Origin of the sequence: Bacteroides cellulosilyticus DSM 14838, from assembly GCF_000158035.1 — a bacterium.
Lineage (GTDB): Bacteria > Bacteroidota > Bacteroidia > Bacteroidales > Bacteroidaceae > Bacteroides > Bacteroides cellulosilyticus.
The window spans coordinates 45195-61227 of sequence record NZ_EQ973491.1; the positions used below are offsets into that span (position 1 = coordinate 45195).

11 protein-coding genes are annotated in these 16033 nt (G+C 42.6%); 2 read left to right on the top strand and 9 right to left on the bottom strand.

Annotation, left to right across the window (positions count from 1 at the left end):
• Together BACCELL_RS12535 and BACCELL_RS12540 are read left to right on the top strand one after the other, a co-directional pair.
• Positions 1–1082 (top strand): VapE domain-containing protein (locus BACCELL_RS12535; protein ID WP_007212177.1); only part of this gene is annotated, 1082 nt, incomplete at its 5' end.
• A gap of 313 nt (positions 1083–1395) precedes the next feature.
• The gene (locus BACCELL_RS12540) at positions 1396–1731 is read left to right on the top strand and encodes a Spy/CpxP family protein refolding chaperone (protein ID WP_022393589.1); all 336 of its coding nucleotides are present in this window, start codon (positions 1396–1398) and stop codon (positions 1729–1731) included.
• A gap of 51 nt (positions 1732–1782) precedes the next feature.
• On the opposite strand, the gene BACCELL_RS12545 is transcribed toward BACCELL_RS12540, so the two are convergent.
• From BACCELL_RS12545 to BACCELL_RS12585, 9 genes are all read right to left on the bottom strand, one after another.
• Positions 1783–3213 (bottom strand): glycosyl hydrolase family 28 protein, encoded by a 1431-nt coding sequence (locus BACCELL_RS12545; RefSeq protein WP_029327969.1) that lies wholly within the window; start codon positions 3211–3213, stop codon positions 1783–1785.
• Between the two features lie 92 nt (positions 3214–3305).
• Positions 3306–3683 (bottom strand): hypothetical protein, encoded by a 378-nt coding sequence (locus BACCELL_RS12550; RefSeq protein WP_007212180.1) that lies wholly within the window; start codon positions 3681–3683, stop codon positions 3306–3308.
• A 31-nt stretch (positions 3684–3714) separates the two neighbouring features.
• Complete coding sequence (locus tag BACCELL_RS12555; protein ID WP_007212181.1) at positions 3715–5745, bottom strand: RagB/SusD family nutrient uptake outer membrane protein; 2031 nt, start codon at positions 5743–5745, stop codon at positions 3715–3717.
• Between the two features lie 25 nt (positions 5746–5770).
• A complete protein-coding gene (locus tag BACCELL_RS12560) occupies positions 5771–9094 on the bottom strand; it encodes a SusC/RagA family TonB-linked outer membrane protein (RefSeq protein WP_044153865.1) in 3324 nt (1107 codons plus the stop codon).
• Between the two features lie 31 nt (positions 9095–9125).
• The gene (locus BACCELL_RS12565; protein ID WP_007212183.1) at positions 9126–10367 is read right to left on the bottom strand and encodes a DUF4959 domain-containing protein; all 1242 of its coding nucleotides are present in this window, start codon (positions 10365–10367) and stop codon (positions 9126–9128) included.
• Between the two features lie 41 nt (positions 10368–10408).
• Positions 10409–10924, bottom strand: a complete 516-nt coding sequence (locus tag BACCELL_RS12570) for a sigma-70 family RNA polymerase sigma factor (protein ID WP_007212184.1) — start codon at positions 10922–10924, stop codon at positions 10409–10411.
• 218 nt (positions 10925–11142) lie between these two features.
• Positions 11143–13902, bottom strand: coding sequence for a two-component regulator propeller domain-containing protein (locus tag BACCELL_RS12575; protein WP_169309602.1), 2760 nt, complete (start codon positions 13900–13902; stop codon positions 11143–11145).
• 185 nt (positions 13903–14087) lie between these two features.
• A complete protein-coding gene (locus tag BACCELL_RS12580; protein ID WP_007212186.1) occupies positions 14088–15473 on the bottom strand; it encodes an alginate lyase family protein in 1386 nt (461 codons plus the stop codon).
• A 25-nt stretch (positions 15474–15498) separates the two neighbouring features.
• Positions 15499–16033, bottom strand: a 535-nt coding sequence (locus tag BACCELL_RS12585; RefSeq protein ID WP_007212187.1) for a DUF4979 domain-containing protein, incomplete at its 5' end; no start/stop codon positions are given.

The following is a 16033-nucleotide window of genomic DNA, read 5'->3' on the forward strand; positions in this document are numbered from 1 at the left end:
GCTTCAACGCTTTGACGAACGACCTGGAATACCGGCAACGGGACTCCATTCATTTTTATTTCAAACCCGTAGACCAACGCGTAAAAAACAGCATAGCCATGGATGCCCTGCAAGAAGGTATCCGTGTGTGGGACAGGGATGTGAACAGGTATTTATCCTCTAATCGCGTACCGCTTTATAATCCGGTGGAAGACTATCTCTGCAACCTGAGCCGTTGGGACGGAAAAGACCGCATTCGCGCGCTGGCCGACCTTGTGCCCTGCAACAATCCTCATTGGAGGGAACTTTTCTACCGTTGGTTCCTGAATATGGTGGCTCATTGGAGGGGGCTCGATAAGTTGCATTCCAACAGTACATCTCCCCTATTGGTAGGTGCGCAGGGTTTTCGGAAATCCACCTATTGCCGCATCATTCTTCCACCCGAACTCCGTTTCGGCTACACCGACAGCCTGGACTTCAAAAGCAAACGGGATGCAGAACTATACTTAGGGCGCTTTATGCTGATCAACATCGATGAATTCGACCAGGTCAGTATCAATCAGCAGGGATTTCTGAAGCATTTATTGCAAAAGCCTGTTGCCAACCTGCGCAAACCGTATGGCAGCAGCATACAGGAAATGCGGCGATATGCCTCGTTCATCGGGACAAGCAATCAGAAAGACTTGCTGACCGATCCGAGCGGCAGCCGCCGTTTCATCTGTATAGAAGTGACGGCACCGATTGATACAAACGTAACCATCAACTACCGCCAACTCTATGCACAGGCGATGGAAGCCATCGTAAAGGGCGAACGTTATTGGTTTGATGATGCCGATGAAGCTATTTTGCGTGAAGCGAACCGGGAATTCGAGCAAATGAGTCCGGTTGAGCAGTTATTCCATTGTTATTTTCGTTCACCGGAGGAGGGAGAAGAAGGCGAATACTTGTCCCCCATGCAAATATTGGAACATCTACGGAGTAAGAGTAGGGATATAAAGCTGACAGCTAGCAATGTAAATCACTTCGGAAGAATATTACGAAAGAACAACCTGGAATATAAGCGAACTTGCAAGGGTATTGTATATCGGGTGGAAAAGTTATAATAATTTATTTTTTAGTGTGACGACAAACGGTTTGTCGTCACTTATCACAACGGTTGCCATTATACGGCAATCGTTTCTGTTTCAATAGAATAAATGGAGTTGTGCTGAAGTGCTGACAAACTATGCAAACTTATTATTGAAAAACCTGAGGGAGCCACAGGGCTTGATAATTCCTCCCTTCCTTTTTCATCGATAAAAAGCTTCTGTTAGTCGATTTTTCTATTTATGGATTAAACTATATCCCGGGAATATTGTCATAGATACGTGTTTCATAAATAAAATGGAATTAACTCACTTTTAAATGAATAGAATTATGAAGAAGCAAATTTTAAGTTTGGCCCTTGCCCTGTTTCTGGGAACGGCTGTAGGTATGGCACAGGAAAACAGAGGCGAACGTCCTGATCCGTCAAAACGCATCGAACAGATGGTAACTGATCTGGGACTGAATGAAACTCAGGCTAAAGAGTTTAAGGCAGTAATGGAGGAGATGAGACCAAACAGAGATGCTTCGGGCGAAAGACCTTCACGCGAGGAAATGGAGAAGAAGCGTAATGAGGCAGATGCGAAACTCAAAAAGATTCTGACGGACGAACAGTATAAAAAGTATCAGAACATGAGGCCTCAGAGAGGACAGAGAAGAGGGAAATAATCTTCTATAAGATATTCTTCATCCGCAGATGACGCGGATGAAGAATATAGGTTATTTACTGAATGTAACCTCTTCCGTATGCTCACCCACAAAGATACGTGCCATATCTCCAGTTTTATACCATTTAGGTTTCTCGGGCATATCATCGTAAATCACTTCACCGTTTATCGTCAGGTTTTCGAAACGAATGTTTTTCACTTTCCGTTCTTTGTCATAGCCGATAATCATGGAGACTTCCGCATCCTTTCCCGTATAAGAAATGTCTTTGAACAGGATATTCTCAATGCCTCTGCCGGGTGCCTTGCAATATTTTTCGTTGAAGAAGATACGGAGATTGACCAGTTGTCCTTGTCTGAAGTCTTCTATCCGGATATTTTCAAAGCGTACGTTCCGTATCAGGTTGTTGTCTCCGGCGTTGATGGCAAGACAGCCCTGATAATCCAGTTGCTTTTCTTTATGATCCAATATATCTATATTGATATAATTCAGGTTTTCCAGAATCTCAGGATTTTCCACATTTCCATGGATACCGATGAAGATGGGGTGAGCTACATCTGCCCAGAGAGTAGAGTTCTGCATAGTGATGTTTTTGCAACCACCGGTAAAGCCCATACGGGTGCCGTAGACCGTAGTGCAATCGTCCGAATTACGACAGAATACGCCATCGAACAATATATTGTTACTGGCAAAAACATTCAGTCCGTCGCCCCAGCCATAGGAACTGATAACTTTTAAATTGCGTATCGTTATGCTGTCCGAGCCTCCGGTGGGACATTGCGTTGTGATCAGACCTTCTACCAATACATTTTTGGAATGGACGATACGAATTCCCGCCCAGCGTTCCGGAAGGACCAGCCCTCTGCCCAGTATCTTCACATCTTGTGCATCGACCACTTGAATACGCCCTTTTATGACTGCTCCCCCTGCCACGTAAACGGTTTTTCCGGATGGAACATTCAGAGTGTCACCGGGTAAATGGTGCACTCCCGGTCCAAAGTAAATCAGATTACGGTCTTTAAGTTTTCTGGGTTTGTTTTCGTCTATCGGATTGGCAAAAAGATGGAGATTGTGGAAGATATCTCCATTGACTTCTACCGATAGATTGCGTGGACGATTCAACTTAAAGGTCATGGTATTGTTGGTTATTGTAGGAGTGATTCCATAGGAGAGAGGACGTACTCTGCCACTTTGAATCGCTCCGTGATTGAAAGTAACTGATACCTCGACCTCACCTGAAAAGTCGAAATAACTCATTGAAGCTCTTTCTACATGATGTTTGATATTCCGCACTTCATCTACTTTGACAAGGTATGTGTCAACCGGTTTCCAGTCTTTTCCTGTTTCCCGTACTTTCACTGTGAAATCATTCATTAAATCAGCCCCCTCCGGTGCCGGATAGGTGACTAACCGGTTCTGCGAGTTTGCATAGTGGATGGTGCTTAATAAAACACCTGTGATAACTATAAATTTGCTCAGTTTCATTTTTATGGTATTCTCAGTGAGATTAGCTCTTATGGTAATAGCCTGCAATATACATTTTAAAATGTAATATTGCAGGCTGATGATTTTTTATCTTATTTTTTACTGATGCTGGTCAACAGAATCATATAATGCTTTTTACTTGCATCCGTATCGGCAGGACGATAATCGGTAATCTGTCCGATACCGGCAAATACAACATCTGTTACGTCTCCCAAGGCTTTAACCTTTGCCGCATCTTCTTCGCGGTCAACAATAAATACGCATGGAGTTATTCCCCATTCGGTGGCTGCGCCTTCCACGTATTCGGTCAAGACGTAATAGGTACCGTCATAAGTGACTTTAGCTGTACGTTTCGCAACTTGTACGAATTCATCTGCTGTGATATTAGGTTCGCCGGCTTCGTCATCACTGCATGCTGTAAACAGTAATGGTAGCAACAACATTCCAAGAATAAATTTTATAGTTTTCATTGTTCAATACATTATTAGTTATTATTCATATTTACCATCCCGGATTTTGTTTCAATTGCGGATTCAAACGAATCTGTACCAAAGGAATGGGAGACAGATAATCGCGCTGGCTGAAAAGCAGGTTGCCTGCCAGTGTAGCAATGGAACGTCCATAGTCGGGATCATTGGGGCCGCTTCCTTGATAGATGCCGTAGAGCAACGGATATTTTTCAGGATAATAACAGGGTTCGCCAAAGTAAGTGGCATCATTTGCTTTTTCTGTTTCGTAAGCCGTGCCAAGAATATGACGACCCAATTTCTGGCCTCTGAGGTTGATGTGTGCAATACCCCAGCGCTTCAGATCGTCAGAACGGAAACCTTCGCCAAAGAGCTCACAGGCACGTTCGCGACGAATTTCATCGAGCATATTCATCTTTTTGCAGATTGTTTTTCCCGTAGCGTGATCAAACCAGCCGGCATCCCATACATTGGCGATCAAGGCATTGGTGAGTGGAGCTACGCGGGCACGGGCACGGTTCTTATTAATGGATTTATTCAGATCCTCATCGGAAATGGTTCCGCCGTTCAATTCGCAAGTTGCTTCCGCATAAATCAAGTGCACTTCGGCCAGACGGATGAGCGGATAATCGGCAGATTCGGTATTTTGTGGTCTGTTGGCACCTTCGATCAGGAACTTACGGCTACCGTATGTGGCGGCTGTGGCATTTGTACGAAGAGTAGGCTTGAATATTCCGCAAGGACTGCCATATGCAGGATCTGAACCATCATACACTTCGTTATTTTTCGGGAACAGTGCTTCTGGATAAGGATTTCCGGTTTGCGTCAATTGGCGGCCATCTTCCGGACGACTGCTCCAGATGGTACGGTCAGGTATGGACATACAGCAACTGATGAAACGGTAGTCGCGATTGCGGAACTCACCTACAAATGTATCATAGCCGGCGAATTCAGGATTGTTTTGAGCATCGGACATATTGCCTGTATAGCTGATACGGATAGGTAGTCCGTTGCGGCATGGGAAAGACTCACCGAACGAAGCACTGATGTCCGTAGCCTGCCAGGTGATAACCGTATGAGATAAGTTAATACCTATGCGTGCTAAATTGTAGTCAAACTTCTGACTAAAAATGAATTCTTTATTTGTACTTTTACCTTTTCCCTTGAAGTTGGGAATGTTGCCATCTCCGTCGTCAATATTGAATAAATAGAAATAACTCAAAGAGTCGCATTCATTCCAAAGTTGGAAAGTACCGGATTCGGCTTCTTTAATTACTTCACCGGACAGTCGTTTGGCTTCGGTCAACATCTTCTCTATTGAGTAATATCCTTCGGGTTTTGCTGTACCGGCACCTACGTTACTGCCGTCTCCGTCTAAATCATAGTCGATGCTGGGAACATATTTCTCCCAGGTGGCTTCATAAAGTAATACTCTTGCCAGAAATGCTTGTGCGGCTTCCTGACTAACTTTGCCTTTGGCATTTTCTGCAATGGTGCTTTCTTTAGGCAGCATCGGGATAGCTTTCTCCAGATCGGAAATTATGAAGTGGGCTACTTCATAACGACTCTTGCGAGGACCGAATAATACATTTCCGTCTGTTACATCCAATACACGGTCTACAATAGGTACGCCACCGAACACTCTTAGCAGATAGAAGTGCTGCCATGCGCGGAAGAAATAGGCAGTACCTACAGACTGGGCAATGCCGCTGGGATCTCCTGAGTATTCTTCAGCTTTCTGCAAGAGGATATTGCAGGTGCGGATATGTCCATAAGGTTTGTCCCATTGGAAATTGCTTTCAGGTGCCGAGCCGCCTCCGTTAGAACCTAATCCTGAAATATCGAGCCCACGGTCCATGTTGCCGTAATTGGCTTTATTCTCATAGTTTTTCCATCCCTCTGTATTATAGAGTGCATTGGCGGCCTGTTCAAATTGCTGGGGAGTTTTGAAAACAATAGCTTCTGTTCCCTTATCCAGTGGCTCTTTATCAAGAAAATCACTGCATGAAGCTAATGGAAGTGCCATTGCGGACACTAATAGTATATTCTTTATTATCGTTTTCATATTCTGTAATTATATAAGTTTGTTTTTAGAATGTAACGTCTATACCGAAAGTCAGCAAGCGGCTGAATGGGAATGTCGTATTACCTCCTTCACCATTTTCCGGGTCATAACCATCTTTGATTTTTGTCCATTCCCACAAGTCATCACCAGAGAAGTAGACTCTTAGTTTGTTGAGGCCGGCTTTGGCAATCCATTGCTTAGGCAGTGAGTAACCTACAACGAGAGATTTCAAACGTATATATCTGTTTTTCTGTACACTGGCATCAATATTATTATAGTTGAACTTGTTGAAGTTTTGATTACGGGACAGGATCGGATATTCAGCATTCGTATGATCGGGTGCCCATGTTTTCCCCATGAATGTATAATTCTGTCTTACGTAGTTTACGACAAACGGTGCATACACACTTCCACCTCTTAAAATAACCTGTTTGCCAACTCCCTGGAAGAAAGCGGAAACATCAATACCTTTCCATTCTAAACCGGCTTTAAATCCGAATGTCAGACGCGGAGATGTTTCACCTGCATAGTAAATGTCTTTGTTTGTAATGGCACCGTCACCATCCAAATCTACGTACCTGCGAGCTCCCGGGCGAAGACGTTCCAGATTGGTTTCTGACGGAGCCGGAAGAATATTACCGGCTTTAGGACCTGTATGATCTGCATTCCAATAAAACATTTCATAAAATGCATCCACTTCTTCCTGAGTCTGGAAAAGACCGTCTGTCTGATAAACATAAATCGCATTCAACGGTTTGCCGACTAAACGTTTTGAGTTATAACCTGGCTGAGGTATTTCTTCATTATTGGGCAATGTGAGGAGTTTTGTCCAGGCGTCGGAAAGAGAACCGCCGATATTGTATTTCACTTGCCCGATCTGGTCATTCCAATTCAAGGCTATTTCCCAACCTTTGGCACGTAATTTTCCGTCATTCAACTTCGGTGCTCCGGCGCCCAGCACTGCCGGATAGGATGTTGTGATAAACATACCGTCATTGGTCTTTATAAAATATTCCATTGTAGCTCTCAGCCGGTTGTTGAGGACTGCTACGTCCATACCGATATTATGGCTGTTTAGAGTTTCCCAGGTACGGTCGGCAGAACGCATACCATCTACCCAAAGTGAAGTATGCTGTGTAGGGGTGATTCCGAAAAGAGCTGTTCCCGTCTTGATTTCTGAGAAACGTTCGTAATTGCTGATTCCTTCTACACTGCCTGTTTTACCGTAGTTATAACGGACTTTTAAATCGCTCAGCCAAGGAATATCTTTCAGGAAGTTCTCACGTGAGAGTCTCCAGAATCCGGAAACAGAATAGAAATTCTGCCAACGCTGTGATTTGTCCAGTTTGGAAGAACCGTCCCGGCGCCCTAATACTTCGACTGAATATTTGTCATCATAGATATAGTTCAGACGTCCCATATAGGATACGAATCCCCAGGAACCCTGTCCGCCTTCTGCTGTGTTATTGTCGCCTGTAATCCACACATTTAAGTCCGTTAAACCGGAGCCCGGATACATGGGCCCCATGTTGCGTGCAGCAACTACTTTCTTGGATGTTTCTTGTTCAGCAGTCATACCGATCATGGCGGAAATACTGTGTACATTTGCAAATGTCCGTTCATAATTGGCAAAGCCACCCAAAGTAACATTTTCCCATTTTTCGATGCTTTCGTTTAACGAACCCGGACCGTTTTTGCTACCGTTTACCGTACCGATCCAATCATAATAGGTTACCTCATTCTTTACCTCTGTCTTATTCCTTTGTGCCAACTTGTAGTTGCCGGATGCTACCAGGGATAATCCTTTTACCCATTTCGACAAATCAAGTGTGATCTTCATGTCTCCACGGAAGGTAGTCAGTGAATTGTCGATACGACCACCATACAGAAGACCTCCGATCGGATTACGGCTACCACTGAATGTATCATAAGGATCACCATTCATATTGAGTATAGGCCAGAGCCAAGGGTCCATCCAGCCGGTACCTACATCGGTAGAGGGGGTGGAAATATCACGCTTTTCATAAGCCATGCTCGTGGAGAATTTTAACAGTTCATTGGCTTGGTAATCAGCATTCAGGCGTGCACTATATTTCTTTTCGCCATCGTCCGCCACTTTTAGTTGTGACTGGCTGTCTGAAAAACCCAATGAAGCGTAATAATTGAATTTGTCATCTGCTCCGGAAATTGTTACCGTATGTTTATGCGAAGTGGCCTGACCATACAGGTAATCTTCCATATAAACATTGGGATCCCAGCGTTTGATTTTACTTCCATCCGCTATTGTAACCACTTTTCCTGCTCTGAGTGCATCAAACAGGTTTGAACCACCATACGACATGATTGCACCTGTATTGGGATCGATAATCGTCGGATCATCTTCCCACTTGCCTGTTTCCGGATTCCAGGCAGTAGCTTTTCCACCACCAAGAATCCAATAATTTACATTTTGATAGGTCTGGCGTGGATCTAGCATTCCCGGAGTACCGTAATTGGCATCCCAGTATTGTGCTTCAAAGAACATGTCCAGCCATTGTCTGTTATCGGTGAGGGGAGGCTGAATACCATTTGTAGTACGGCTGATAGAACCGCTATAAGCTATTTGCGCCTTACCTTTCTTACCGCGTTTAGTCGTTACCAGCACGACTCCTGCCGCTGAACGGGCACCGTAGATAGCAGCGGAAGCATCTTTCAGAACGGAGATATTCTCAATGTCATTAGGGTTCATAGCATTCAGTTCGTCCAAAGAACCGGACATACCATCAATGATGATCAGCGGACTGGAGTTACCGTTGATGGATATATCACCACGTATTTTCATGGCTGCATTTTCACTACCTGGACGGCTGGAAGTACGGGTGATCACCAAACCCGGAACTTCACCCTGCAAGGCAACTGTAGCATTGGAGATACCTTTGTTGGCAAACGCTTCTTCACCTTTAATCTGGGTAATAGCGGAGGTTAATGATGCCTTTTTCTGTGTTCCATAACCCACGACCACTACTTCGTCCAATAATTCAGAATCTTCCTGTAGTGTGACATTGATAGTAGTTTTATTTGTTATAGGAATTTCCTGAGTTTTGTAGCCGACGAAGGAAACAACCAATGTGCCTTTGGCATTATTTAAAATGAAATTACCGTCTATATCGGTTATTACACCATTCGTTGTACCTTTTATGGTAACGTTTGCACCAATAACAGGCTCTCCGGTGTTATCAATGACTGTACCACGTATGGTCCGTCCGTCTTGTTGTACTTCCTGCGTAATTTGTACGGCTGCATTGATATTATCTGTGAGAGATAACGTCGTCAGGCATAGAGCTGCCGCAAATATAAATTTCTTTCTCATATCATAAAATTTAATGTTTTCAGTATTAGATTTATTTTTCCGGGCTGAACACATTCACCTCGGAAATCATCACGAAATTGCTTGAACCTTTATCACTTTCAGCAAAAGAAACTTTGACATAACGGGCTGTAGCAGGTGATGGGAAACGGAATAATTGAGGGGTATCTGTATTCGGATCAAATGAATAATGTCCTTGTTCTTCCCAACCCCAGCTGTCCGGTTTATTTTTATCTACAGCTGCTGCATTGGAACAAGTGTAGAAAGTTTGTCCCTTATGAGTTCCGTTGTTTCCAAGACGTCTTCTGATGTCCATATGACTGATCTGGTAATCCTTTCCCATGTCAATAATAAAGAAGTGCGGATAAGCTGATGACGTTTTCCATGCAGTGTGCCAGAAAGTGGCGGGATCATTATCAAGCATGGTTATTACACGTCCGTTAACGGCGCCTTCACCTACCGTTTCTTGCGAACTATAACCAATTGTGCCATCGTTGGAGGAATCATTGTAATCAGGAAATTTCCAATCTGCTTTGGGTAATTTCTCCATAGTGCCTACCGCTACTTCGAAGGGGAACACTTCGGAAGCATTCTCTTCCGCATCTTGTGTAGTGACATTGATAACACAATCTTCACCCGAGAAGTAATTCACTGTTTCGTAAGTAAGAGGTACAAAACGTTTCTCCTTACTGCCGGCAGCAGCCAAAATTTTGGTACTTCCGGTTTTCGAAGGTGTACTTTTCGAATAATAGTCGAGCACTACATAAACCGGAGCTACTGATTCGTTATTCCAGCTTACGTTTACCCCTCCCGGTTGAGTTTCGATTTCTACGGTTTCGGCCACTACGGCAAAAGCAGGTGTATCAGGTTCGGCTGTTACTTCTACAGCACCTTTGTTGTTACCTTTGACGGAGCAGGAAAAGATGGAGAATGTAACCGGATCTGTATTGGCAAAACCACTGACTGTTGCTTTGGCAACCCCATTGTCTGCATTTTCCTTAGAAATGAGCTGGTATTTTTTCTCACCTTTCGAAGTTGTGTATTCTATTTTAGTATACATAAAACTTTCATTAGTAGGATTGGTCCATGTCAGGTACACTTCACCGGGGCCGGCTTCTGTTTTCACATTTGTAACTTTCTCCGGAGCTGCATTGTTAACTGAAATTCTACCTTCCACATCATCTCCACAGGAGCTGAATATGGCAGATAAAGAGAATAAAATCACCGTAGAGAAAAGGGCTTTCCTTAACGGAAACTTTAGAAAATCTTTCTTCATAAACTATAAATTTAAAATTAACACTATTGTATATTATCTAATTAGATACATTGCTTGATGAATTCGCGTATCTCTCTGCGGCTGACGAATAGGTGATTCTCGACCGTACGGGGGGAAATGCTTAATTCAGTGGATATTTCGGAGATTGACTTTTCATCAAAACGACTCATTACATATATTTTTTTGCGTTGAGCGGTGAGAGTTTCCAATTTATGTCTCTCCAGAAGGGATAGTTCTTTGGCGATTACATGGCTTTCCGTTTCGTTCGTATAAGTAACTGCATGATCGTACAGATAAGAAGTAATTTCTTGTTTCTTATAGTAGCGGCGCAGATAATCGGTTAGTAAATTACGGGCTATCGTGAAAATGAAGAATTTCACAGTATCCGGACGAAGCATTTGTTTATAGTCAATAAGACGCAGAAATACATCCTGAGATAAGTCCTTTGCTGTTTCCCAATTATTAATCCTATAATTAATATAAGAACATACCGAATTATAATGTTCTTTGTAGGAACTGGTGATGAGGCAGGGCGATGTTACTTTTATGTCTTCCATGCTTTCGATTTTTGGTTTCACATTTTTCTGTTTATAGTATTTCTTTTGTCAAGAAGTACAATGCAAAAATAGATAACTGTAAACAGAGTAAAAACTAAAAAAACATGGAATCTGTATCAAACTTATGGAAGATACTATTTGAATATAATACTATTGATTATCAGGTTGATATGTCGGTATCACAAATGAGTGATACCGACCGGAAATAGAAAGGAGAGTTATTCTTTATCGTATTGCTGAATATATTCGTTGGGGGTTGTACCTGTAAACTTCTTGAAGGCACGGAAAAAAGAAGCTTTTGACTTGAAACCGCATTTCTCGGCTAAGGTTACCAGCGTATATTTTTTATGTTGTCCTTCACTGATGGCCTGCTTAAATTTCTCAACACGGTAACTATTGACGAAATCGTAATATCCCATTTTGAGATAGTGGGTGAATACAGCGGACAGGAGGTAAGTGGGATAGCCAATGGCGGCAGCAACATCTGATTGTTTTAAATCGACATTCAGATAGGGCTGCTGATCCTGCATATATTTCTTTAATGTATGAATGACGTCTCCGGCTTCTTCATCACTTAGTTTCACGTAGCTTTCAGTAGATGATGCCGGAATCTTAGTTTCTGGCTGGTCGAGATTTACCGATTCAACCGGTGTCGTAGCACTCACTATAGTTTTTCTTTTTCTGAATACGAAGATGAATATTGCTATCAGCAAGATTCCTGTAATAGTAGCGTAAGTTAACCATGACCGATCTTGCTTGATGCTGAATGACACACGGTTAACGGATTCCAGATCTAGAAATTTACGAATCTGAAAAACATAGTTGCCCGCCGGCAGATTAAAATAAGAAACCTTATCTTCATTTGCCAGTTCTATCCAGATAGAATCTTTTCCTTTCAGCATATACTCATATTTAATGAGTTCCGGACTTTCATATCCTAAGGATGTAAACCGGAAAGTTATGGTATTTTCATTGGATTTTAGTTTAATAACAGAATCGGCACTTAGTTTATAATCATTGGCATACAGTTTACCATTTACCTGCATTTCCGTAATTCGTATTGGTGAGGGAGTAAACTCTGCTAATGGATTTACCATAAAAAGCCCTTTTATGCCACATACCCATAATAACCCGTTCTTGTCTTTTGAGATGGGCGGCCCTGCATTGGCGGCAAGATCATTTATAGCTGGAAAGAAAGTAAAACGATCCAGTTTCTCATTGACCCGCAGTAGACCATCCCATTGTCCCAGCCAATAATATCCCTGATCGTCTTGTACGATACTGGGGCAAATCGGTGAGAGATACCGGAAATGATTTAATGATTTATCGGATATGAAAAGGCGGTTGTTTAGCTGGCCAAAAAAGAGTGTACCGTCTCTTCCTTCATATATATAACGGATAGCTTCTTTTCTGAAAGCTTCGGGCAGAATATTTTGGGTACATTTACCTGTGCTATCCAGAATGGCCAATCCTTTATCTGTACCCACCCAAAAGCGTTTGGATGAATCCTGATAAATGCCGTATACAATATTACCTGGCATATTACTGTTCGATGCATTATATTCTTTTACAGTTTGAGTTTGTTTGTCATAAGAATAGAGGCCGTCGGAAGTTGCCAGCCATAATTTATTGTTTTCATCTTCCAGAAACATGAAGATATCATTCGATACGCAGGTACGTGTCAGAGGTGTTTCATTGAATGTGCCTGTCCGAGGATCAAAAGCAGATAGACCACCGGCACAGGTCCCGATTAAAATCTCACCTCCATATTCATAAAAAGAGAATATGAGATTGGAACGCAGTTTACCACTCTTGTCATTCTGAACATTTACATAGTGTATTTTTTCGTTCTGTTCGTTTACGTAATAGAAACCTTCGCGTGTGCCGATGAAGCGATAGTCTTTTGTGGAGAGATGGCTGCGTATCGAGATGTCTTTTGATTTGAAGAGTCCTTTGTCGTATCGCCTGAAAGCCTCGTTTCTTTTTCTTAATAAATTCAGTCCCAGATAATAGCCTGTTCCGCACCATACATCTCCTTGGGATAGTAATATAGAAGATATATTATTGGACAGGAGATCTTGTCCCGGTTCTGTTCCGCAAATGGCAGAGTATATGCTTTTCCCATTGGTCAGTGACAGCAGGTAAATGCCTTGTCCGGAAGTGGCAACTCCTAAAATCCCTTTTTCATAAGTGAGGTTTGTTACTGGAACTTTAATGTCGTTCCAATAAGGAGCAAACGTTTGATGCAGTAGGTCAAAAGTTAAAAGACCTCCTTTTTCCGTACCGATATATAATTTATCTTTTACTTTAATGAAACATTTGAATTGTCCGCAAGAGGAGAGGGAGGAAGAATATTGCTTAAGTGCTCCGGATTTGGCATCACAAAGAACAATTCCATTGGTAGTCAGTAGCCAGACAGAATTAGGACTTTGTACTACGATATCCAGAATCCGATTATTTATGGAAAGAATGTTTTTTTCGTTGATCATGATATGCCGTAATTCTTTCCCGTCATAAATATAGAGACCGTTCACTGTTCCTATGTAAAGCCGATTCTCTTCATCTTTTGCTAATTTCTGAACAGAGAAATTTATTTCTTTGGCAAACATTCGCTCTAAAGTGAAATTATTGTGATTCATGTGCCAAAGTCCTTGCACTGTACCTACCCAAAAATCATGTTTGTGGTTTTCTATGAGTGCATTAACCAAAAAAGGGGAAGGGGTTATTCCTTCTTGCTTTTCCGTAAAATGATAGGGTAAGGTGTATTGTCCGTTTATTCGTTCAACGGTAAGCCCCGTACCGATCCAGATGAATCCATCTGAATCTTTATAAATGCAGTTGACACGAGTGTCTTCAAATTTGCATGTCGTTCCTTCGTTTCCGATACTATATATTGTGTAATTAGCATCTGACGCGAAGATATGGAATACTCCAATAAAAAATATTAAGAAGACTAATATGTGTTTTCTTAAGGCCATAGGCATTTTTTTTCTTTGTGGTATGCAAATTTAGTAAAAAAATGTATCTGTTAATGTCTATAAATGAAAAATATCTGTTTGAGGAGGTTATGTAGTTCTTGCGGTCTACCTAAATGAGCATAAAAAAACAGAGTAGTTTCGAAAATTTGAAACTACCCTGTTTTTTTATCAATCCTAATATGGAATTATTCGCGATACAGCATTAATGTTCCCCAACCCAATTGGTCGAAAGCGCCACTGTTTGTGCCGTAACGGCTTCCACCGTCCACACCACCTTCGGGACGCATTTTGTCGGCAGCCATCTTGGCGTACTTGTAGCCACTGCCCAACTTCTTCACTTTGGCGTAGTGATTGAAGAGAATTTCCCATCCCGGACGGAGGTTGCCACGGCCATTATCATCAGCTATGGCTGTATGTATGGCACCGTGGTTCTTGTCGGCGCAACTGCAATCAACGCAATATTCATAGCGGTTGAACGGCATCTGCTCTTTGGTTGCTAGCCAGGAACCGGCAGCATTCAGTTGGTCAGAGCCATTACGTAGATTGAAGAGAGCAGTATATTCACCCATTTTCATTATTGCGTTATCTTTTGCAGCAAAGAAGTCGAGTTGGGTCACTGTTGGATTACACTGTAAGAGGGTGTAGGCCATTTGACAAAGATTAGCTGTTACAGCTATTGACATCATGGCGTGGCCCTGGTCACGGCCGCTCTCCTGGTTTTGGGCTATCTCTTCACCGCTACCCAGAGGATCGGAGAAGGTGCCCTGAATGAGTTTGCCAATATATCCGTTGCCTACTCCATTGTAGAAGTAGTTCACCACAAAGTTCACCATTTCGTCGTCTTCATTCAGGATTCCGATGGCGAAGTAAGAACACATATTTACCAAATCCCAATTAGACCAGTAGTGATCGCTGCAAGTACCTTGATGGCGCTTCATGAAATCCAGGTTTTTAGGAGCAAATACATCTTTCATCCATTTCTTAAAAGCGGTCAAATCGTTGGCTGCCCAACCGCTATAGGTTGACATTATTTCACCTGCATTGGCAAAAGTATAACCTTGTGCACCTGCGGCAAGCATGTGGTTGGAGTCGTTTGAAGTTACCTCCTTGCAGACCTTTGCCCAAGCATTCAGGATTTTGATGGAAGTATCGGCATACTTGGTATCGCCAGTCAGTTTCCATAATAATGATAGCTGATAGGCAGCGGCGGCATCGCGCATTGCATTGTTGCTGTTTTCAGTAGTCCCTGTTCCGGTAGCATCACCACGCACTATCTTTTCGGTAGGTGAAGGGGTGTAAGTAACATTTGTAAACTGACTGCTCTTCAGCAGATTGAATTCATCCTTTACCGCCTGTGGTGCGCTTCCGTTATCGAGCATTGTCTTCACACGTGTAAAGTCGGCCTCGTTGAACATGGCGCAAGGGTGAGTATAGGTGTATTTGGCGACCACTTCTTCATAAGGCATCTCCCAACTGTCGATATCTGTCGTTCCGTCTTCGATTTCACTGGAACAGGCTGTGAAGCCTGTTATCAGTGAGAGACCTAATGCGAATATTAAATTCTTTTTCATTGTGAGTATTCTTTAGAGTTATATTTTAGTTTCCGGCTGATATTTCAGCTTCAGCAAAGGCTTTTGCTTCGGCTATGCTCTTGAATGTGCGAATCCAGTAAACCGTATATTGACCGGTAGGCAGGTTCTCATTGTAAATGTCTGCTACCTTGATCTGGAAAGTATTGGCTTCTACCATACCATTGCCTAATGCCGCATTAATTGATGGTATATCATAATATATCAGATTCGTATTATCACTCAGAAGTTCTCCTACATGAGCTTTGTTGATATTTCCGGATTTAGTGACTAGATCTAATGTGTAAGCACCACCTTGCCCGATTCCTTTTCCGCCGACAGGCAATGTGGAACGCATGGCAAGTATCGGATAGTTGGAGAAATCAAGGTTTATGGGGACATTTTTGAAACTCAAGTCCGCACGTCTCATAGTGGCGTTTTGAGCACCGGCTGTAACCACCATTTTACCATTTTCTATCACATAGCTTGAATAATTCTGTCCGATTTTCCAGCCATCGAAATTATTCTGGCCATCCCAAATGACCCAACCGCTTTCTACGGTT